General features: G+C 37.6%; 24 protein-coding genes. 1 reads left to right on the plus strand and 23 read right to left on the minus strand.

What is annotated here, in order from left to right; translation table 11 throughout:
• Positions 1-134: 134 nt before the first annotated feature.
• The 15 genes from recO to rpsU all read right to left on the minus strand — a co-directional run bounded on the left by recO (position 135) and on the right by rpsU (position 12,059).
• On the minus strand, positions 135-884 hold the full coding sequence (gene recO / locus CKK03_RS07240; protein WP_099361949.1) for a DNA repair protein RecO: 750 nt from the start codon (positions 882-884) through the stop codon (positions 135-137).
• A gap of 99 nt (positions 885-983) precedes the next feature.
• Positions 984-1,127, minus strand: a complete 144-nt coding sequence (locus tag CKK03_RS07245; protein WP_099352231.1) for a YqzL family protein — start codon at positions 1,125-1,127, stop codon at positions 984-986.
• 151 nt (positions 1,128-1,278) lie between these two features.
• The gene (gene era / locus CKK03_RS07250; protein ID WP_099361950.1) at positions 1,279-2,190 is read right to left on the minus strand and encodes a GTPase Era; all 912 of its coding nucleotides are present in this window, start codon (positions 2,188-2,190) and stop codon (positions 1,279-1,281) included.
• Complete coding sequence (locus tag CKK03_RS07255; protein ID WP_099361951.1) at positions 2,180-2,581, minus strand: cytidine deaminase; 402 nt, start codon at positions 2,579-2,581, stop codon at positions 2,180-2,182. Before CKK03_RS07255 ends, era begins: the two co-directional genes overlap by 11 nt.
• A gap of 115 nt (positions 2,582-2,696) precedes the next feature.
• Positions 2,697-3,074 (minus strand): diacylglycerol kinase family protein, encoded by a 378-nt coding sequence (locus CKK03_RS07260; protein WP_099361952.1) that lies wholly within the window; start codon positions 3,072-3,074, stop codon positions 2,697-2,699.
• The gene (gene ybeY, locus CKK03_RS07265; RefSeq protein WP_099361953.1) at positions 3,058-3,528 is read right to left on the minus strand and encodes an rRNA maturation RNase YbeY; all 471 of its coding nucleotides are present in this window, start codon (positions 3,526-3,528) and stop codon (positions 3,058-3,060) included. Before ybeY ends, CKK03_RS07260 begins: the two co-directional genes overlap by 17 nt.
• Positions 3,525-5,723 (minus strand): HD family phosphohydrolase, encoded by a 2,199-nt coding sequence (locus CKK03_RS07270; protein ID WP_099361954.1) that lies wholly within the window; start codon positions 5,721-5,723, stop codon positions 3,525-3,527. Before CKK03_RS07270 ends, ybeY begins: the two co-directional genes overlap by 4 nt.
• Positions 5,724-5,796: 73 nt before the next feature.
• Complete coding sequence (locus CKK03_RS07275) at positions 5,797-6,768, minus strand: PhoH family protein (RefSeq protein WP_099361955.1); 972 nt, start codon at positions 6,766-6,768, stop codon at positions 5,797-5,799.
• Positions 6,769-6,771: 3 nt separating this feature from the next.
• A complete protein-coding gene (yqfD, locus tag CKK03_RS07280) occupies positions 6,772-7,959 on the minus strand; it encodes a sporulation protein YqfD (protein WP_099361956.1) in 1,188 nt (395 codons plus the stop codon).
• Positions 7,960-7,985: 26 nt separating this feature from the next.
• Entirely contained in the window at positions 7,986-8,270 is a 285-nt protein-coding gene (yqfC, locus tag CKK03_RS07285; RefSeq protein WP_099361957.1) for a sporulation protein YqfC, read from the minus strand.
• Between the two features lie 80 nt (positions 8,271-8,350).
• Entirely contained in the window at positions 8,351-8,827 is a 477-nt protein-coding gene (locus CKK03_RS07290) for a YqfB family membrane protein (RefSeq protein WP_099361958.1), read from the minus strand.
• A 36-nt stretch (positions 8,828-8,863) separates the two neighbouring features.
• A complete protein-coding gene (floA, locus tag CKK03_RS07295) occupies positions 8,864-9,850 on the minus strand; it encodes a flotillin-like protein FloA (RefSeq protein WP_099361959.1) in 987 nt (328 codons plus the stop codon).
• Positions 9,851-9,874: 24 nt separating this feature from the next.
• Positions 9,875-11,206, minus strand: coding sequence for an NfeD family protein (locus CKK03_RS07300; protein WP_099361960.1), 1,332 nt, complete (start codon positions 11,204-11,206; stop codon positions 9,875-9,877).
• Between the two features lie 216 nt (positions 11,207-11,422).
• Entirely contained in the window at positions 11,423-11,869 is a 447-nt protein-coding gene (locus CKK03_RS07305; protein WP_099361961.1) for a GatB/YqeY domain-containing protein, read from the minus strand.
• A 16-nt stretch (positions 11,870-11,885) separates the two neighbouring features.
• A complete protein-coding gene (gene rpsU, locus CKK03_RS07310) occupies positions 11,886-12,059 on the minus strand; it encodes a 30S ribosomal protein S21 (RefSeq protein ID WP_015595024.1) in 174 nt (57 codons plus the stop codon).
• A 343-nt stretch (positions 12,060-12,402) separates the two neighbouring features.
• Between rpsU and CKK03_RS07315 the strand changes: the two genes are divergently transcribed.
• Entirely contained in the window at positions 12,403-13,329 is a 927-nt protein-coding gene (locus CKK03_RS07315) for a Na/Pi symporter (RefSeq protein ID WP_099361962.1), read from the plus strand.
• A 35-nt stretch (positions 13,330-13,364) separates the two neighbouring features.
• Here the strand turns inward: CKK03_RS07315 and deoC are convergent, their stop codons facing one another.
• The 8 genes from deoC to hrcA form a co-directional block, all read right to left on the minus strand.
• On the minus strand, positions 13,365-14,033 hold the full coding sequence (gene deoC / locus CKK03_RS07320) for a deoxyribose-phosphate aldolase (protein WP_180271192.1): 669 nt from the start codon (positions 14,031-14,033) through the stop codon (positions 13,365-13,367).
• A gap of 147 nt (positions 14,034-14,180) precedes the next feature.
• On the minus strand, positions 14,181-15,539 hold the full coding sequence (gene mtaB, locus CKK03_RS07325; protein ID WP_099361964.1) for a tRNA (N(6)-L-threonylcarbamoyladenosine(37)-C(2))-methylthiotransferase MtaB: 1,359 nt from the start codon (positions 15,537-15,539) through the stop codon (positions 14,181-14,183).
• Between the two features lie 5 nt (positions 15,540-15,544).
• A complete protein-coding gene (locus tag CKK03_RS07330; RefSeq protein WP_099361965.1) occupies positions 15,545-16,288 on the minus strand; it encodes a 16S rRNA (uracil(1498)-N(3))-methyltransferase in 744 nt (247 codons plus the stop codon).
• A gap of 27 nt (positions 16,289-16,315) precedes the next feature.
• Positions 16,316-17,260 carry a 50S ribosomal protein L11 methyltransferase gene (gene prmA / locus CKK03_RS07335; RefSeq protein ID WP_099361966.1) on the minus strand — a complete coding sequence of 315 codons (945 nt, stop codon included), beginning with the start codon at positions 17,258-17,260 and terminating at the stop codon, positions 16,316-16,318.
• A 49-nt stretch (positions 17,261-17,309) separates the two neighbouring features.
• A complete protein-coding gene (dnaJ, locus tag CKK03_RS07340) occupies positions 17,310-18,440 on the minus strand; it encodes a molecular chaperone DnaJ (RefSeq protein ID WP_099361967.1) in 1,131 nt (376 codons plus the stop codon).
• Positions 18,441-18,804: 364 nt separating this feature from the next.
• Entirely contained in the window at positions 18,805-20,646 is a 1,842-nt protein-coding gene (gene dnaK / locus CKK03_RS07345) for a molecular chaperone DnaK (protein WP_099361968.1), read from the minus strand.
• 32 nt (positions 20,647-20,678) lie between these two features.
• Positions 20,679-21,275: a nucleotide exchange factor GrpE gene (gene grpE / locus CKK03_RS07350; protein WP_099361969.1), complete on the minus strand. Its 597-nt coding sequence runs from the start codon at positions 21,273-21,275 to the stop codon at positions 20,679-20,681.
• Between the two features lie 94 nt (positions 21,276-21,369).
• Entirely contained in the window at positions 21,370-22,401 is a 1,032-nt protein-coding gene (gene hrcA / locus CKK03_RS07355; RefSeq protein ID WP_099361970.1) for a heat-inducible transcriptional repressor HrcA, read from the minus strand.
• Positions 22,402-22,407: the final 6 nt, after the last annotated feature.

Raw genomic sequence — 22,407 nt, forward strand, 5'->3', positions numbered from 1 at the left:
CTTATCTGTTCATACCCTAGCTTTCACCATCCTAGGTTCGCTTTTATGAACGGGGATAAGTACTACTTTCCTTCACCGTGCAATATTTTAATTGAACTATATTCCAAATTCACTGCGATGTCAAGTAGACCACGTTAGGTTAGACGTAAATTTTCAAGTTGGTCTAGGAATCGTTTAGATTTTAGATATAAGCCTGAATATTCCTCGTAGTACATGTCAATGACCATCTTCAATTCTTTCTTCGTTTCGTCTTTTACGGCAATTTTTCCTAATCGGTTTAAATCAAAATAATAAAATAAACGCAACAATCGAATTGTTGCTTGAGATACTTTCAAATGATAGGGTTCTTTTTCATAACAGCGATGGCAAAGTAACCCACCCTCTCTTATCGAAAAGGCAAATTCACCCTCTGTACTGTTACAGTTTGTACATTCATTAAGTCGAGGATACAACCCAAGCAATGGTAGCATTTTAAGCTCATATATATACAAAAGAATATCAGGATCATACCCCTCATTTAAGTAATTTAGTGTTTGATACAACATTTCAAATAAAAACGGGTTTGATCTCTTATCTTCAGTGCATTTATCGGTTAACTCGACTACATATGATGCATATGCCGTTAGGAAAATATCTTCCCGAATACTTCGTAAAGTTGAAATCGTTTCACCTTGTTGTAATACGCCTAGACCTGACGTTTTTTGAACTAAAAACTGTCCATATGTAAAAACCTGGGTAATGGCTGCAAGGCGACTACTAGGTTTCTTTGCACCTCTTGCCATTACCCCTATTTTCCCCCATTCACGGGTATACAAAGTTACGATTTTATTTGTTTCACCATAATCACTTGTTCTTATGATAATACCTTCGCATTTTTGTAGCACTACTGTCACCATCCATTGGCAACTAGGCAATCCAATTACCATTGATTATTTACGTCATACATGACTTATAAAAGGTTTAAGACGCTTTTTTTAGGATGGTCAAGTAATTGGAAAATCTATTTCTGCTAGCTCCTCACTTTGTGCCTCGGGTCTCTCTGTCTTCTCTTGTTCCAATTCCTTAAAAAGAAGATACGTATCAACATTACCTGTTTGACTAAACACCTTCCAGGTAAAATCTAACATAGTAACCCCACCTTTCTGTATTATAAACACTAGCAAAGACTATTCCAATTTCATTCACTTGTAAGAATATCTTGACCGAAAATCCTAAAAAACATGTTACATAAATTTTGCTAATCTGTGTATTTTTTTGGAATTTACGTATACTTAAACTTTAATATTCATCTTCTCTAAAGCCGTAATCGCGAAGTTGAGAACTTTTGTTACGCCAGTCCTTTTGAACCTTTACCCAAAGCTCTAGAAAAACTTTTGAACCAAGCAATGCCTCAATATCTGCTCGTGCTCGTTTCCCAACTTCTTTTAGCATACTCCCTTGCTTTCCGATTACAATTCCTTTTTGCGAATTACGTTCGACAATAATAGTGGCACTAACGTAGACAGTATTTCCACTTTCTCTTCTTTCGAGTGAATCCATTACAACTGCAATTGAATGTGGAATTTCCTCTCTTGTTAGGTGAAGCACTTTTTCACGAATCAACTCAGTAATGATAAATCGTTCAGGATGGTCAGTTACCTGATCTGCAGGATAGTATTGAGGTCCCTCTGGTAAATAAACTTTGATCTGTTCAACTAATCTAGAGGTATTCGTTCCCTGGAGTGCAGAAATTGGAACAATTTCCTTAAACGGATAAAGTCCTTTGTACTTTTCGATTAACTCCAATAATTTATCAGGGTGTATTTGGTCTATCTTATTAACAACGAGAAAAACTGGTGTCTGAATATTTTTAAGTCGTTCAATAATGAACTCATCCCCACGACCATATCCTTCTTCCGCATTGATCATAAATAAAACTAGATCAACTTCCTTAAGTGTGTTCTGAGCGACTTTCATCATAAAATCTCCAAGCTTATGCTTTGGCTTATGAATACCAGGCGTGTCAATAAAAATAATTTGAGAATTTTCTTCTGTATACACACCTTGAACTTTATTTCGTGTCGTTTGTGGTTTATCACTCATTATAGCGATTTTTTGCCCGATAACATGATTTAAAAAAGTGGATTTCCCAACATTCGGTCGTCCTATAATTGAAACAAATCCTGATTTATAATTATTCTTAGTTTCCATGTAAATCCTCCGGTGTAAATGCTCCTGGTAGCAGTTCATCAATTGTTATTTCTTGTACGTCACCTTTAAGATTTGATAAGAATACCTTTGTATTACGTCCACAAAGCTCCGAAATCACTTGACGACATGCGCCACAAGGCGGTACTGGTCGTTCTGTATCTGCAACTACAGCAATTGCTGCAAACTCTTTATCTCCTTCAGAAACAGCCTTAAATAGCGCTGTCCTCTCTGCACAGTTTGTTACACTGTATGCTGCATTTTCGATATTACAGCCATGGTATACTTTACCATCCTTTGTTAATATCGCAGCCCCTACTTTAAACTTTGAATATGGAACATATGCTAGTTCTCTTGCTTTTTTCGCTTCGTTGATTAGTTCCTCTGTTTTCACTATTTCTTCTTCCTTTCTGCGTATCTAAGTACGGCAGTGTATTTTCATTTTACATAAAAACGTTCACGAAATCATCGTTTATGTTTCATTTGTTACACAATTGTAAGAATTTTCTCTATATTAGGTAAGGTAGAAAAATGATTAATCCAACGATAATGGATATTATCGCATATATAAGAACAGCTCCAGCTGCAATATCTTTAGCCTTTTTAGCTAAGGGATGATACTCACCCGTGACTAAATCAACCACTTTTTCAATTGCGGTATTTAGCATTTCTATTGCAAACATTCCACCGAATAAAAGGAGAATAATCAACCATTCTACCTTTGTAATATGAAACAAGAAACCACAAAAAATAACGATAACCGAGAAAAAAAAATGAATTTGCAAATTTCGTTCTGAAAAAAATGCTTCTCGCAAGCCTTGTAAAGCATACGAAAAGCTATTGATTAAGCGTGACCATCCATTTTTTTGTTTATCGTTCAAGACCATACGCCTCTAAAATTTCCTTTTGTCTTGAAAACATTTTTTCTTCATCCTCTTTTGTCATATGGTCATAGCCAAGTAAATGCAAGAAACCATGGACAGCAAGGAAACCTAATTCCCTTGCAAAAGAATGACCATAATCTTCGGCCTGTTCCTTTGCTCTCGGAATTGAGATGATAATATCCCCTAATACCTTTGGTATATCTTCACCAATAATCGCAATTTCCCCTTCACCCATTTCTTCCATAGCAAATGATATGACATCAGTCGGTTGATCTTTGTCACGATATTCTCGGTTTATTTCTTTAATCCGTTCATTATCAACAAACGTAACGGAGACCTCAGTTCCTTCACTGACTCCTTCTTTATCAGCAGCCAAGAATAATAGTTCTTGAACTAATGTACATTCTTCCTCTTTTACTTCACCAATTTCATCATTAAAATCAATTTCTAGTCTCATGCTTCCTTCACCTTCTGTTTTGTGGTCTCGGCAGGGTACTCAATTCTTGAATGGAAAATCCCTTTTAGTGATTCACAAAGTGTTTTCGCAACTACATCCAGTTCTTTCAGTGTTATATCGCATTCATCAAATTGTCCATCCTGTAAGCGGTCTGCAATGATGCTATTTACTAATGATTCAATCTTATGTGGAGTAGGAGTTGATAGCGACCTCACGGCTGCTTCAACACTATCTGCAATCCCAATCACCGCTGCCTCTTTTGTTTTCGCTTTAGGACCCACATATCTGAAATCTGATTCTAGGATTTCGCGTTCACTTTGTTGTTTTGCTTTATGGAAAAAATATTTTAACAGTGTGGTACCATGATGCTGCTCTGCTATATCCACGATTTCCTTTGGCATTTTATATTTCCTCAAAGTTTCTGCCCCGTCTGTAGCATGTGCTGTAATAATTGTTTTGCTAAGCTGTGGTGCAATCTTATCATGCGGATTTTCAATATTCATCTGATTCTCAATAAAGAAATGCGGCCGTTTTGTTTTACCAATATCATGATAATACGATGACACTCTAGCTAATAAACCATTAGCCCCGATTGCTTCACAGGCTGATTCTGACAAATTCGCAACCATAACACTATGATGATAGGTTCCAGGAGCTTCCGTCAAAATTTTCCGCAGTAACGGGTGATTTGGGTTTGATAACTCGATTAATTTCATAGTAGATAAAATATTAAATCCAGCTTCAAAGAATGGTAGTAGCCCTATTGTTAATACAGCAGCAATTACGCCAGATAAGACCGCCATAATAATCGAAGAACCATAGTCTAGACTTGAATAACTACCGTTTTGCAATAACATAATTGAAAATATGACTAAAATATTGATTAAAGCTACAAAGAGTCCAGCTTGGAGAATTTTCGCCCTACGATTGTGCTTACTTAGGAAAAGTACCCCAGCCAGGCTGCCAAACAGGAAATAGATTCCCGCTGAGAAATTAAGCGTACCCGTCACACCTTCATTAAAGATAAGGCTTCCACAAACAGCAAAAACCATGCTTGAAAGTATCGCAACTTTTTCATTAATCAATAGCTTTATTAGCATTGCCCCCATTGCCACTGGAACAATATATCCTATATCAGAATAATCGATTTGTTGGAATAAACTAATACCCTTCATCAATAGAATGGTAATAGTAAAGATAATCGCAAAAATTAATAAATAGATATTCCGATGCCGATCAGTTGGAATCATCTCATTATGAAAATGATAAATAATCCCGGTAATAATCAATAGAATAATCAACAATAGGCCGATGAATGGTTGTATAGGGTTATTTGTGCTAGTCATACCAAGTAGCTCTAACTGCCGATATATATCCCTAGTGATTAAATGTCCTTCTTCAACAATAATTTGACCTTGCAGGATTTTAACCGGCTCAACTGCTTCAATCGCTTGCTGACGCTTTTCTTCCGTGGCTTCAACATCATAATAGACATTTTGAACAACCGCAAACCGAGCCATTTCACGCATTGGTTCTCGAAGAGCCGTATCGACACTTGAGTAGCGTAGTTCCTCCACTACCTTATTTTTTGCATTCTCAACTTCAGAAGCTGGAATTCTTGTGTTCATTACATTATTCACTGCGGTAATAACTGCATCCTTAGTGCGTGATAATTGATTGGGACTTGCTGTTAATAATGCTGTAAGAACATCGTTTTGAATCCGATCAGTTAAATCCTGTGGAAGTTTTGTTTTTAAGATCTGTAACTTTTCAGAAGCTGTGAGTTGCTTTGGTTCTTCTCCTCGATCATCCTCCGAAAGACTTTCCCATTCTTTGACCTTTGAGTTGTATATATCCATTGCTTCATTATTTGTTTCATCAATTGAATCAAAAATAGAAATAACTAGGTCAACTTGATTGTCTGCATAATCTGATTTGAGAGTGAAAACATCTTCAACCTCTTTTGCAGCTGCATCCTGTTTTGTTTTTGTGGCAACTTTATCTTCAATTGTCAAAGGCGAACGAATTGTCTGTTCAGACGGTTTTAAAGCTTCGATTTGTAAAACTTCCGGTTTCACATTGCTAAACATGACTAAAAACATAATTCCCGCAAGGAGGGTGTATATCAAAATATGTAGGGATTGATAGCTTTTTAAAATGGACAACTTATTTTGCAGCTTATTCGGTTTCCTCATCTCTCGAACCTCCTTTAACCTGATTTTACCATTTTCTGTAATGGTAAAAAAGACCCATTTCGCATGGGTCTTGTCATGATTGTCCAGCTTCAGCCTTTTCATAAGCTTCAATGATACGAGCTACAAGGGGATGACGTACTACATCAGACTGTTCTAAGAAGATAAATGCAGAACCATATACATCTTTCAATATATGCATTACTTCATGTAATCCAGACTTTACCCCTCTAGGTAAATCGATTTGCGAGATATCCCCAGTAATGACCATTTTAGAGCCAAAACCAAGTCGTGTCAAAAACATCTTCATTTGGGCTAGTGTTGTGTTTTGCGCTTCGTCTAAAATGACGAAAGCATCATCGAGAGTACGCCCTCTCATATAGGCTAATGGAGCAATTTCAATTGTTCCTCTTTCTATTAGTCGTTCCGTATGTTCTGCTCCAAGTACGTCGTGTAATCCATCATATAAAGGTCGTAAATATGGATCTACTTTTTCTTTTAGGTCTCCAGGTAAAAACCCTAAGCTTTCACCAGCTTCTACAGCTGGGCGAGTTAGAATAATCCGTTTGACCTGTCCATTTTTTAGTGCATTCACGGCCATTACTACTGCCAAATAAGTTTTTCCTGTACCTGCTGGTCCAATTCCGAAAACTAAATCATGCTGTTTGATAGCAGCTACATATTGGCGTTGTCCATGTGTTTTTACACGAATTGATTTTCCTTTTGCAGTTTTTGTGATTTCTTCATCATATAATTCTTCAAATGAATCCAAATTTCCATTCTTCGCCATTTGAATACAATAAATAACATCACGTTCACTTATACGTATTCCTTTTCGAATGACACCAAGAAGCTTTTCAATAATTTCTTCAACAAGCTGTACACTTGTTGGATTTCCTGAAACATTAAGTGCCTCGCCTCTTGTTATAATTGAGACGTTTAATTCCTCCTCAATCCTTTTAAGGTGGAGGTCATTGTTTCCAAACAGCACAAGTGCTTCGTTTGGATTTTCAAGTTGATGTTTACTCATTACTAAATCTTCTGACATCCTTTAGTCTCCTTGAACTAATGGTATCGTTGTGACGATATTCTCAATAACATTATATTTTATTTCCAATTTTACTTTACCATTGTTAATGGATTGACGCAAAACTTTTTCTTCAATAATTTCAGCATCACTATCCAAATCTTGTTCTAAAGCATTCCGACCGATTCTCTTTGCTTCTTCGACCGCCTCATTTGTTGTGTACTTTCTTGTGATTTCTTCACTTTCTCGAAGAGACACTTTTTCATACGCAATTGGAAGTTCCCAATTAAAGAATTTGAAGGGTCTCTTATCTATTTCAGTTTGATATTCATTATATTCAACTTCACCATATCCCCATACTGGAATACGTAAATCCCCTATCGAGATATAATGCTTTTGTTTATTTTCTCCTGTCATGACATTAAGTTTCGTTGTAATTTCTACCTCTACTGCAGACTTGTACCAAGTCTCCCCATAAATCTTCCCACGTGCAGGTACGTAGACTTCTTCTCCTTCTTTTCCAATTTTGCCCGAAACTAAGATGTCTCCCTTTTTAACAAGATCATTTACTGCTTTAACTGGTTTTCCTTCCTCGACGATTAATTTTTTGATTATAGCTGTCTTATTTGCAACAAGATTTCTTGGACTGTACTGTTCTGGCGGGTCAGGTTGGTTCTTTTCAACAACCTCAAAATGATAGGTCGTCCCATTTAACTCTACACCAATCCAAGTAATATCGTTTATCGCTTCTTCTAGGTGCCTTTGTAAGGACTCATTATCCTCAATAAAAAATTGAAGCTTTCCTTTTTCAACTCCGAGTTTCTTCAGCTCTTTAATAATTAAATGCTCTGTTTCTGGCTTGGCACCCTCTACTTTAATGCCCCACACCATGTTTGATAACAAAGTAACAATGATAAGAAATAAAAAAGCCCCAATTAAAAATCCACTATTGTATATCGCCTTTTGGACGAGAAAAGGCAAACCTTTTTTTCCAATAAAGCGAAGCTTACAATCATTTTTACGGACAACCCGTCGAATTTTTTTAATATCCTTTAAATACATAGAGAAGCTAAGGGCATGGGTTCCTGGCTTCTTTACATCCCACACGACAATTCCTTGTCTTACACATTCATTTATGAATCTCTCAGTACCTTTTCCAGAAATAACAGCTTTGACACTCCCGCTAAAAAAGTGCATCCAATGATTTTTCATGCTTATCCCCCTACTGATTCAATGATTCAATTCTCAATATATTGCACATGTTCAATTTTTCCTTCAAGCATTATTTCTTCAGGTAAAATTGTTTTAATCACAAATGCATTTCCCTTTATCAGAAGTTGTCCTTGTTTCAGTAATAGCCGTACCTCTTTATCTGAAAAGGTTAATAATCCTCGATGATTTTCTATGTAAATATGTAATTGTCCAATCATGGTTATTCTTGGAAGATCCATCATGACGTCAGCAGGAAGTTCCATCTTGTTTGTAATCCAACTCTTCATTCGTTGACTTAGGTTTTTAGGCATAACAAAGAACCCCCTTTCATCTCATGTTTATGAGTGAAAAGGGGTTCTTAGTACATTTTTTAAAATCCATAAACGGACACCTAGCGACGGATTTGGTATGGTCTTTTTGCTCTAGGAGGACCCAGAATTTCAGACCATATAATACCTTCAACAACCTTGTTTTTCGAGTAGGTTTTTGAAGGCCTTGTTTCTCCTGAAACAGTTGGATTAATAACCGTTGGGACTGGTTCTTTTTCCTCGGTTACCGTTTCCGTATACGTGCCTTGCTGTTGAAGCTCGAGATAACGATCATAAAACGTATTTGGAACCTGAGTATTGGGAATCTCTTCTGGTTTTATTTCAGTTTCATATTTTGTTTCCACCTGATATTCATCTTTTTCAGGTTTACGTTCTTGGTCAAACGGATTAAACTGTTTTGGCATTGGTACTGGGGTTGTAGGCTCTGACTCCCCACTGTTAAATCGCCTAAACGTATTAAAAACAAATCCAATTATAATGATTAGAATCCAAGCATTTCCCATTACAAAATTAATCAAGTCTTGCAAAGGTGATTCCACAATGTAAACCTCCCTTCAAATTTTGAGGTTTAATTATTATTTATCTTCATCTTCTGGATGTGTGCTTTTACCAATTGAATTTCTCATATCAGTATCAGCCATGATATTTTTAAGGTTCGTATAATCGAGTACTCCTAGGTTACCTGAACGTAATGCTTCTGCCATAGCAAGAGGTACTTCGGCTTCAGCTTCCACAACCTTCGCTTTCATTTCTTCTACACGAGCGCGCATTTCTTGTTCACTTGCAACCGCCATCGCGCGACGTTCTTCAGCTTTCGCTTGGGCTATTTTCTTGTCGGCTTCCGCTTGGTCTGTTTGAAGCACGGCACCTATGTTTCTACCGATATCAATATCAGCGATATCAATAGAAAGAATTTCGAATGCAGTACCTGCGTCAAGTCCTTTTGCAAGAACGGTTTGAGAAATCATATCTGGATTTTCGAGTACCTTTTTGTGATCTTTTTGAGAACCAATTGTACTAACGATACCTTCACCTACACGGGCAATAACAGTTTCTTCCCCCGCACCCCCGACTAGACGGTCAATATTCGCACGAACGGTGATACGAGTTTTTGCTTTTACTTCGATACCATCCATCGCAACACCTGAAATAAATGGTGTCTCGATAACTTTAGGGTTAACGCTCATTTGAACTGCTTCTAACACATCACGACCCGCTAAATCGATTGCAGCTGCCCTTTCGAAGGTTAATTCAATGTTCGCACGTTGTGCAGCGATTAACGCGTTTACGACGCGGTCAACATTACCACCCGCCAAATAGTGACTCTCCAGTTGGTTTGTATTAAGATTTAATCCGGCTTTTTGAGCCTTAATTAACGGGATAATAACACGGTTTGGAATAACCCGACGTAGTCTCATCCCTATCAATGTAAAGATACTTACACGGACACCCGCAGCTAGTGCAGAGATCCATAGTGCAACTGGCACAAATGTAAATAGTACAGCTAATAAAATAATACCAAGTGCAACTAATATTAGAATTGTAATCATACCTGTTGGCATTCTAATTTTCCTCCTAGATTAAGTTTATTTATCAATATCAGTAACCTCTCGAACGACAATTCGAGAACCTTCTGTTTTGATCACTTCAATTTTTGTGTTTTTCTCGATGTAATTCCCTTGTGTGACAACATCTAGTCTTTCTTCATCAATGATTGCTGTACCAGAAGGTCTTAAGGTTGTAAAGGCAATTCCTCGTTTTCCAATCAAATCTTCGCGATTCTTATTTGATACATACCCGCTTTCGGTGTTCGTAGAATCGAAGAGAATAATCTTTTTAAAGGCGTGTAATTTCTTACCGAATACTTTAACCAAAATAATTGAAACGATGACAGTAGCTACTAAAGCAACTAATAGTGAAACACCAATAACCATAACACTACTTCCTGCCAAGAAAAAGCTTGTTAAAATTGCTCCTAAACCTATCAAGCCTATGATCCCCCCAGGCAATACAAACTCTAATAAAACTAAAACAATTCCTATTACAAATAGGATAATGGACTCCATTCCAGCTAGTCCTGCTACTAAATGTCCATAGAAAAAGAGTAGTAGCGATGATATTCCCATTATACCTGGAATACCAAATCCAGGTGAGTAAAGTTCAACTACTAAACCTAAGCTTCCAATTGTTAATAAAATCGAAACAACAACCGGATTCGTAATAAAGCGTGCAATTTTTTCGGCAAAGCTAAGTTCGGCTTCTTCAACAGCAGCTTTTTCATAGCCAATTGTCTTTAGTAAATCTGCTCTATTCTTTACAACACCTTCAGCATACCCAACCTCTAGAGCCTGATTTGCCGTTAATGTGAGAAATTTACCTTTTTCAGCACCTAGTTCTGGCAAGTCTATCTCTTTGTCCGCCATTGCTAAAGCGTAAATCGGATCGCGACCATTGTTTTCGGCAGCACCTTTCATCGCTGAAAGCCAGTATGAAACAGCTTTTTCATCTGCAGTATTCCCTGCCTGATCGATAATTCCTGCTGCCCCCATTCTTCCATTCTCAGACATATAAATCTCATTGGTATTTAAGGCGATAAATGCACCTGCTGAAATGGCGTCGTTATTTACAAAGGCAACTGTAGGAATAGTTGATTCCTGAATTCGTTTTCCGATTTGAGTTGCAGCATCAACGGCCCCACCAGGAGTATTTATCTCGAGAATGATGACATCGGCTCCCTTTTCCTCGGCATCTGTAATCGTACGATCAATAAAAGCATGTAAGCCTTTTTCAACCGTTTCTTCCAACGGAATGATATAAGCTACCTGATCTGTGGCACTAAAGCTTTTATTTGGCGTTAGTGTGAGGAGTAAAGGTAAAAGAATAATGGATAGGTACAAAAATATTCTCACTTTTTTCAAGGCGATCCCCCCTTTCTATTCCTGTTTACGACTTGATAGTATGTAATACGAATGAGATGTAGGTGAGGTTTCAATATTTTGTGTGTTTCTATACATTATTTTTGTTGGTATTTCTTGGATTATGTACATAGTGATATGAGGATTACAACCAACGAAAAGAGAAATTTATTTTCCCTCATATAAGAAAAACACCTTACACAATGTAAGGTGCTTTGTTTAAGATAGTTGCTGTTGAACAAGTTTGTTAATGAGACTGCCATCAGCCTTCCCTTTTACTTTTGGCATAATTGCAGCCATCACTTTGCCCATGTCAGCTTTTGAAGAAGCATTGACCTCTTGTACTGTTTCTTTCACAATCTCAACAAGTTCCTCTTCGGATAATTGTTTTGGAAGGTATACCTCTAATATCTCAATTTCAGTTTGAATTTTATTAACAAGATCTTCACGACCAGCGTTACTAAATTCGCGGAGGGAATCTTTTCGTTGTTTTAATTCACGAGTAAGAACAGTTAGTTCTGCATCTTCTGATAGCTCACTGGAACCAAGCTTAATGCCTTCATTTTGAAGAGCAGCCTTTACCATTCGAATAACAGATAGCCTATCTTTGTCTTTATTCTTCATCGCTGTTTTCATATCATTATTTAAACGCTCGAGAAGACTCATAAAACTACACCCTCTTTTAGAATTTACGCTTTCTAGCAGCTTCAGATTTCTTCTTACGCTTTACGCTAGGCTTTTCATAGAATTCGCGCTTTCTAGCTTCTTGAATCGTACCTGATTTAGATACAGTACGTTTGAAGCGGCGAAGAGCATCTTCAAGCGATTCGTTTTTACGAACGACCGTTTTTGACATTCTAATTCCCTCCCTCCGAAAACAACCACTAACATCTAATTAAGACACATGTTCCATTGGTTCTCTTAGTGTCGATAGCTAAATATCGTCTAAAAAATAAACATGTACTTTGCAATTATAATATATGCATGTTTTTTGGTCAACTATTTATCATAATTGAACACTAGAAAGCAATTTATATTCAGTAGTTTTGATAAAGTTTTATACTGTTATTCCTACTAATTCCTTACATTTTATAGTTTGTTACGTATTCCAAAAAATTTAACATGTAAAAAAGTTAAATAAATTGAAGTAGTCATTTTCAAGCAGCCTTGTCCATACAATGTGATAGGGGTGAAGATGGATGATTGAACTTATATCATTATTTGCTGTATTTATCACTATTTTTTTATTTGGTATGACTGTCATGAGGACAGGCTTGTATAATCTGACCGGCGATAAATTAAGGGTATGGCTAATTCGTTTTACAAATAATCCTATTAAAGGTTTATTAACTGGCATGATCATTACAGCAATTATCCACAGCAGTTCTGCTGTTATGGTTCTTGTTGTTGGATTAATTGCGACTGGATATTTAACCTTTAAACAATCGATCGGAATTATTCTTGGGACAAATATAGGCACGACATTTACTGCAGAAATGATCACTATTGATCTATTTGAATGGATTGTCCCTATATTAATCATAGGATTTTTATGTTTATTTGTTCGAAATCAGCAGGTATTTAGTTTTGGTGCCTTTTTATTTGGGTTAGGATGCATGTTTGTGGCAATGAATGGATTCGAACAACTCGCGAGACCTATCGGCGATTTCCCTTCGATTTATACCTTTTTTCAACATACAAATCAAAGTAATCTTTTTGGTGTATGGGTTGGAACCATTTTAACCTCAATTATTCAATCAAGTACAGCGACAACTGGAATTATTATGGGGTTTATGAATGAACAGCTATTAACTTTAAACGCAGGGATCGCCGTCTTACTTGGTGCGAATATAGGGACTTGTATTACTGCATATATTGCAAGTATTGGAAGTAAGCACGAAGCAAAATTAGCGGCATATGCTCATATTTGGGTAAATGTAATCGGGGTAGCGTTATTCTTCCCATTTATTAATGTACTTGGTCAAATCGCCATATTACTCACATCACATCCTGATGTGCAAATCGCACACGTTAGTTTAATCTTTAATGTCCTCAGTTCACTACTGTTTTTACCATTTGCTGGAGTCTTAACAAATTTTATAACGAAAGTGCATAGAACTGCATAAAAAAAGCTGGCCATTTGGCCAGCTTAATTTCTTTTTTAGTAATCCGAAGAACCAGTTAATCCATTAACGATTGCGACACCAGCACTCGCCCCAATTCTTGTTGCTCCTGCATCAATCATATCTTGAGTACCCTTCACATCACGAACACCACCAGATGCCTTTACACCGATATCTGGACCTACTGTTTTACGCATTAAACGAATATCTTCCACAGTAGCACCACCTGTCGAGAAACCAGTGGATGTTTTAACAAAATCAGCTCCAGCTTTTACAGAGAGTTCACAAGCTCTTACTTTTTCCTCATCAGTTAGCAAGGATGTCTCGATAATCACTTTAGTAAGCGCCTTTCCTTTGGCTGCTTCAACAACCATACGAATGTCTTTTTCAACTAATTCGTCATTTTTATCCTTAAGAGCACCGATATTGATTACCATATCCACTTCAGTAGCTCCTTTTTCAATTGCATCCTTTGTTTCAAATGCCTTTGTTTCAGAAGTACTAGCTCCTAATGGAAAACCAATAACTGTACAAACCTTAACATCTGATCCATTTAACAAGCTTGCTGCCGTTTCTACCCATGTTGGATTTACACAAACGGACATAAACCCATATTCTTTTGCTTCTGCACAAAGGGTTTCAATTTGCGCTTTCGTTGTATCCGCTTTTAATGCTGTATGATCAATCATTTTTGCAATATTCGTCATTATGTATTACTCCCTTCAACTTTCAGTTGTACGTACCTCTAACATCATATCATTGTTGCAACAGCTTGACTAGCACTTCTCTGTCATATTATGCGATAAAAAAAAGAAGCTAATCCAATGATTAACTTCTTTACGTTTCTCTAGTTCTTAGGCAGTCGTTCTTTGTTCTTGTTCAACCGTTAGTTCTTCTTCGACTTTTACAAATTTACCTTCATTATATGGATAACCGGCTTTTGTAATTTTTACTTTTACAATTTTTCCAATCATATCTTCAGTGGCGTCGAACTTTACTTTTAAATAGTTGTCTGTATATCCGATGTATAGACCACTTGTTGGATCGTCTTTGTCGATTTCCTCTGGAATGACCTCTAATACTTCACCTTCGTAATTAGACGCATACTCCTTCGCTAATTGGTCAGATAGTGAAATTAAACGGTGTACACGCTCATTCTTCACCTCTTCATCAATTTGGTCTTCCATTCTAGCGGCAGGTGTTCCAGTACGTTTTGAATATGGGAAAACGTGTAATTCAGAGAATTTATGTTCATTAATAAAATTATAGGTTTCCATAAACTCTTCTTCCGTTTCCCCAGGGAAACCAACAATAACATCTGATGTAATCGCCAATCCTGGTAATGCCTGACGCAACTTTGTTAGACGTTCAGCAAAGAACTCCATTGTGTATTTACGTCTCATACGCTTTAAAACGGTGTTCGAACCTGATTGTAATGGAACATGTAGATGTCTAACCACTTTTTTCGATTTATCTAGCACTTCAATAATTTCATCTGTGATTTGGCTAGCTTCGATGGAGGAAATACGAATTCTCTTAAGACCAATGACCTTTGATTCTAGGTCACGTAAAAGAGCTGCCAGATTGTAATCTTTCATATCTTCCCCATAGCCGCCTGTGTGAATTCCGGTTAACACAATCTCTTTATAGCCTGCATTCACAAGCTGTTGTGCTTGTTTGATAACCTCTTGTGGGTCACGAGAACGCATTAAACCACGTGCCCATGGAATGATACAGAACGTACAGAAATTGTTACAACCTTCTTGAATTTTTAATGAAGCACGGGTACGGTCAGTAAATGAAGGTACATCAAGTTCTTCATACACACGTGTTTTCATTATATTTCCAACACCATTTATCGGTTGTCGCTCTTCTTTGTATTGCTCGATATATTCAAGCATCTTCTTACGATCCTGTGTACCAACGACAATATCAACGCCAGGAATCGCCATGATTTCCGCTGGTGATGTTTGTGCATAACATCCTGTAACACAAATAACAGCATCAGGATTCTTACGAATTGCTCTACGAATGACCTGTCTACTCTTTTTGTCCCCTGTATTTGTAACAGTACAAGTGTTAATTACATACACATCAGCAGTACTTTCAAACTCAGTACGCTCATAGCCAGACTCTTTAAAAAGCTGCCATATGGCTTCTGTTTCATAATGATTTACTTTACATCCTAATGTATGGAATGCAACTAATGACATGATTGTCACCTCGCTAATTCAAAATGATATGATACAGCTGATAAAACATATAATGGTGCTGTTTCAGTACGTAAAATTCGTGGTCCAAAGCTGCAGGAAATAAACTCATTTTCGATTAAGAAGGAAACCTCTTTTTCGGTTAGACCTCCTTCAGGACCGATCACAACAAAAAGAGATTCCCCATTTTTCATTTGTGATAAAAGACGTGCTAAATTAGAGTTTTCACCGCGCTTTGCATCCTCTTCATAAGCTACTACCTTATAAGTATAAGATTGACTAAAGGACAATAATTCTCGAAATGATAATGGTTTGTTAACGTTTGGAACCATTGCGCGATGGGATTGCTCAGCTGCTTCCTTTGCAATTTTCGCCCACCGTTCTACCTTTTTTTGTCCTTTTTTTTCATCCCATTTGACAATTGAACGTGCCGCAACAAAAGGGACAAACTCAGATGCCCCAAGCTCCGTCCCTTTTTGGATTACATATTCAAGCTTATCCCCTTTTGGTAGTCCGCTTGCAATACATACCTTAATGGGAAGCTCATTCGAGTTCTCTACCCATTCTACAACATTTGCCAAAACTGTATCATTGGTAATTTCAGTAATTGCACAAATAGCTACTCTACCATTATAACAACAAAAAATAGAGTCTCCAACTGACATTCTCATAACTCGTGTTATATGGTGAACATCTTCACCTGTAATTGTGGCCTGTGTTTCGTTTATAGTATCGACGAAATATCTTTGCATCTATTTTTCCACCACCTGCAAATACCCTTATTCGCTTTTCTTTCTTGCAATCATTGATACCCAGTCTTCCATAACGAGTACTTCCTCAATCTCGAATCCAGATGCTAGAAGACTGTCCTTTACTTCTTGTTTCTTCGTATTAATAATCCCAGAAACGATGAATGCTCCATTCGGTTTCAAGATTTTTGCTGCATCATCTGTGAAACGGACAATAATTTCAGCTAGGATATTCGCGACAATGAGATCCACAGGCCCCTCAATATCATCTAGTAGATTATTCTGAGACACGGTAACTTTATCATGAACCTTGTTCAATTTAATATTGAGTTTAGCACTTTCAACCGCAACTGTGTCTAAGTCAAGTGCTTTGACAGAACTTGCTCCCAGCATTGCTGCTGCAATACTTAACACACCAGAACCAGTCCCAACATCGATGATTGTATCTCCGTTCTTAACGGTTCGTTCTAACGCTTGAATACTCATCACAGTAGTTGGATGTGTACCCGTTCCGAAAGCCATGCCTGGGTCTAATTCAATTATTAATTCATCACTATGAACAGGCTCGTACATTTCCCAAGTAGGCACGATTGTAAATTTCTCAGAGATTTTTACAGGATGATAATACTTCTTCCACGCTGTAGCCCATTCTTCCTCATGTACTTCACTAATAGTGACTTTATTATGGCCCAAGTCAATATCAAAAAGCAAAAGATTGTTGATTGCTTCTTTTATCTCTTCAACCGTTTCACCTAAAAAGCTATTTACTGGGAGGTACGCCTTAACGATAACTCCTTCTTCAGGATAGTCATCAGGATTGAGTTGGTAGATCTCACCAAACACATTTTCACGTTCTTTTGTTAAGTCAAATGGATCCTCAATGACAACTCCACTTGCACCCGCTTCATGAAGTATATTTGATACCGGCTCCACCGCCTCTTGTGTAGTGTGAATACTAATTTCAGACCATTTCATTACTACCAACTCCAATCCATTTGTTAAAAAGTTGCTACACTTTTTTGTATCATTCGCCTTTAAAAGCTCGTTTTACTTTCGCGAAAAAATTATCATGTTGTTCATCCGGGGCTTCATTACCGCTTATTTCGGTAAATTCACGAAGTAATTGTTTTTGCTTTTCAGACAGCTTTGTTGGGGTAATAACCCGAACTTGAATATGTTGGTCTCCTTGACCATATCCACGAACATTTGGTACACCCTTGCCTCGAAGGCGGAACTTTGTTCCAGTCTGAGTACCAGCAGGTATCTTTAGCTTGACCTTCCCATGAAGAGTAGGCACTTCAATTTCATCACCTAATGAAGCTTGCGCAAAAGTTAGTGGCATTTCACAGAAAATATCATCTCCGTCACGCTCGAAAAATTCATGAGATCGAACATGGAACACAACGTATAAATCCCCTGGAGGTCCACCATTTACACCTGGTTCACCTTGACCGGATACGCGAAGCTGTTGGCCGTCATCAATGCCAGCAGGAATTTTCACATGAATTTTCTTGCGTTTTTTCACCTTACCAGCTCCACTACATGTAGAACATTTATCCTTAATGAATTTACCTGTACCGCTACAGTGGTGACAGACACGTCTGTTTACAATTCTTCCGAAAGCTGTGTTTTGTTCAACATTGATTTGACCCGAACCTCCACAGTGTGAACATTCTTGTGGGTTTGTTCCAGGTTTTGCACCTGACCCATGACAGGTTGAACATTCTTCCTCTCTCGGAATTTCAATGTCTGTTTCCTTACCAAAAACAGCCTCTTCAAACTTAAGTGTCATTGTATATTGTAAATCTGCACCTTGACGTGGTGCATTTGGGTCTCTTCTTCTAGTTCCGCCACCAAAGATTGAACTGAAGATATCTTCGAAACCAAAGCCACCACCAAAATCCGCACCTCCACCAAAGCCACCAAATCCTTGATTTGGATCTGCATGACCAAATTGGTCATAGTGAGCACGTTTGTTATCGTCTGTTAATGCATCGTATGCCTCTGTAATTTCCTTAAATTTATCTGCAGCATCTGCTTCTTTATTGATATCGGGGTGATATTTTTTTGATAATTTTCGATATGCTTTTTTAATTTCGTCTTTACTAGCATTTTTCGAAACCCCGAGTACCTCATAATAATCTCTTTTACTCATTGAATCCACTCCCGCATCATTCACATAAAGAATATTGTATCATTTAATTTTATGAAAAGGCAATAATACTTGTTTTAAGCATTAAGTTCATAATTGTCTAACTTTTAAACGGTAACCACTTTAAACAAAAAAAGCCAAAGCCAAGACAGGCCTGACTTCGACTTTTTTTTACATTTAATTCTTTTAACGGTGTCTGGTTTCAGTGCCTAGAAACTCGAGAAACTTCAACTCCTCCTGCAGAGGCAAACTACGCCTCTTTGTCGGAGTCTCCGACGCACAGGATGTGCTAGTGCCGACTTCGCCACAGGACGTGGCGTTTTAGTCGGCCAGTTTTCTCGTTTCTGTGCAAGGCACTTACGCCTTTCTATTTATCATCATTTACTTCTTCGTATTCAGCATCTACTACATCGTCGTCTTTCTTGCCTTGAGCTGCACCTTCCGCTCCTTGTGCGCCCTGAGCTGCTTGAGCTTGTTGCTGAGCTTGCTCATAAAGTTTCACGGAAAGCTGTTGAACGATTTCTTGTAGAGCATCTTTCTTCGCTCTGATCTCTTCAAGTTCGTTTTTCTCAATTGCTTGTTTTAAAGCGTCTTTAGCTTCGTTAGCTTTTTCAACTTCTGCAGCATCAACTTTACCTTCTAAGTCTTTAAGTGTTTTTTCAGTTGTAAACACTAATTGATCTGCTTCATTGCGAAGTTCAACTTCTTCTTTACGCTTTTTGTCGGCTTCTGCATTTTCTTCAGCCTCACGTACCATACGATCTACTTCATCATCAGATAAGCCTGAAGATGATTGAATTGTAATAGCTTGCTCTTTATTTGTACCAAGGTCTTTTGCACGAACATTTACGATACCGTTCTTATCAATATCAAATGTTACTTCAATTTGTGGTACTCCACGTGGTGCTGGTGGAATATCAGTTAATTGGAAACGGCCCAATGTTTTGTTATCGGCAGCCATTTGACGTTCACCTTGAAGTACATGGATGTCAACAGCTGTTTGATTGTCTGCAGCTGTTGAGAATGTTTGTGACTTACTTGTTGGGATTGTTGTATTACGATCGATTAAACGAGTAAATACACCACCCATTGTTTCAATACCTAAAGATAAAGGTGTTACGTCAAGCAGAACAACATCCTTAACGTCACCAGTTAATACTCCACCTTGAATTGCTGCACCTAAAGCAACTACTTCATCTGGGTTAACACCTTTATGTGGTTCCTTACCAGTTTCTTTTTTAATTGCTTCTTGAACAGCTGGAATACGAGTTGAACCACCAACAAGGATGACCTTGTCAATTTCACTAGCTGATAGACCAGCATCTTGAAGTGCGCGTCGAGTTGGTCCCATTGTGCGCTCAACAAGTCCTGCTGAAATCTCATCAAATTTCGCACGAGTTAAATTAACTTCTAAGTGAAGTGGTCCTGCTTCTCCTGCAGTGATGAATGGAAGAGAGATTTGTGTAGAAGTTACACCGGATAAATCCTTCTTCGCTTTTTCAGCAGCATCTTTTAAACGTTGTAATGCCATTTTATCTTTTGAAAGATCAATTCCATTTTCCTTTTTGAATTGGTCTACTAAATAATCGATAATTACTTGGTCAAAGTCATCTCCACCAAGACGATTGTCACCCGCAGTTGACTTAACTTCGAATACTCCGTCACCAAGTTCTAGGATGGACACGTCGAATGTACCACCACCAAGGTCGTATACAAGAATGGTTTGGTCTTCTTCTGTTTTATCTAAACCATATGCAAGAGCAGCAGCAGTTGGCTCGTTAATAATACGTTCAACTTCAAGACCAGCAATTCGACCTGCATCCTTAGTTGCTTGACGTTCAGCGTCATTAAAGTATGCTGGAACCGTGATAACTGCTTTTGTTACCTTTTCTCCAAGATATTCTTCTGCATAAGATTTAAAGTATTGAAGTAGAATCGCAGATACTTCTTGTGGAGTATATTGCTTACCTTCTATTTCAGTTTTATAATCTGTTCCCATGTGACGTTTGATTGACATAATTGTGTTAGGATTTGTGATTGCTTGACGTTTTGCCACTTCACCAACTTGTCTTTCCCCATTTTTAAAAGAAACAACAGATGGTGTTGTGCGGTTACCTTCTGGGTTCGGAATAACTTTCGGTTCTCCACCCTCCATAACAGCAACACATGAGTTTGTTGTACCTAAATCTATACCAATGATTTTACTCATAAAAAAACCTCCTAATTGAATAAAACTTTGAACTATTCATTCACCTTCACCATTGAAGGTCGCAACACTCTATCTTTAAGTTTGTATCCTTTTTGGAACTCTTCTAGAACCACATTTGATTCCGTATCTGGCTCACTCACCTGCATAACGGCTTGATGCACATTCGGATCAAATTGTGTTCCCACTGCTTCGATTGCTTCTACCCCTTCTTTTTTAAGGGCATCTATAATGCTTCGGTAAACCATCTCTACACCTTGCATAAGAGATTTTGCTTGGTCATTTGTTGCTTCTATTTGAAGTGCCCTTTCAAAGTTATCAAGAGCTGGCAACAAATCCGTTACAAGACTTTGTGATCTATATGTAGCAGCTGTTTCTTGATCTAAGCGTGAACGCCTCTTAAAGTTTTCGAAATCGGCAACTTGGCGCAAAATGCGACTTTCTGCCTCCTCTAGCTTAGCTTCAAGTTCTGCAATTTTTTCATTGGCTTTCGAAAGTTCGGCTTGCACATTATCTTCTTGTTCTTCTACTAATTCTGCTTCAGCCTGTTCAATCGTTTCTACCACATCATTATCTACGTTAGCTTCTTCTAGTTCAATTTCTTCTTTTACTACTTCGTTCTCGTTAGCCAATACACTCACCTCCCTTAAAGTGAAGTCCCTATCATCATAGTATCTAGTATATGTATTAGAGGGTTATTCCACCCTCTACTAAATATAGCCACGGCTATTCGTTTTGATACAGTTTTGTCAGCACCTTCGAAAAATCATGACTGATATGCTGCAACAATGTAATAACTCGTGAATATTCCATTCTGGTCGGGCCCAAAATCGCGATAGACCCTAGGTGTTCATTCCCAACCGAATAAGTTGCAGTAATTAGGCTGCAATCATTCATTGCGATATTGTTGTTTTCATGACCGATTTTGATATTGATTCCTGCTTTATCAGTTCGTAACAATCGAGAAAATTCGTGTTCACTTTCAATCATGGTTAATAATGATCGAATTTTTTCAATGTCATGAAATTCGGGTTGACTTAACATCTTTGTTTTTCCACCAATAAACACTTTTTCTTCGGTTGACAGTGTAAGTGTTTTGTCTAAAACACTTATAACCGTATCGTAGTTACGTATATTTGTTTTTAACAGAGAAGCAACTTCTTTATAAATTTTGTTTTTTAAATCAGTCAGTGGAACACCAACAAGTCGCTCATTTAGAATGTTTACCATTTTTTCAATATCACTCGGATGGATGGACTCCGGAAATGAAATTGTTCGATTTTCCACATGGCCATTATCTGTAACGATAATGGCAACAGCTGTTTCATTGTTAATTGGAACAATTTGCAGCTTTTTGACTTTATTTTCTTTAAAGGCGGGACCTAAAACAATTGAAGTATAGTTTGTTAGATCTGATAAAATCTGTGCAGATTTTTGAACGATTTTTTCAAGCTCATAGATCTTCTCTGCAAAAATTGACTTTATCTCATGCTTTTCCTTTAAAGTTAATCGACTCGGAGATAATAAATGATCCACATAGTATCGATAGCCTTGTTCAGATGGGACTCTACCAGATGAGCTATGGGTTTTCTCAATAAATCCTAGTTCTTCTAGATCTGCCATCTCATTGCGAATAGTTGCTGAGCTAAACACAATCCCATCCTTTTTCGACAATGTTCTTGACCCTACTGGCTGTGCAGATCTAATAAAGTCATCAATTATTACTTGAAGAATCAATAGTTGACGATCTGTTAGCAAGGAACA

The organism is Fredinandcohnia onubensis, assembly GCF_002734215.1.
GTDB lineage: Bacteria > Bacillota > Bacilli > Bacillales > Bacillaceae_L > Ferdinandcohnia > Ferdinandcohnia onubensis.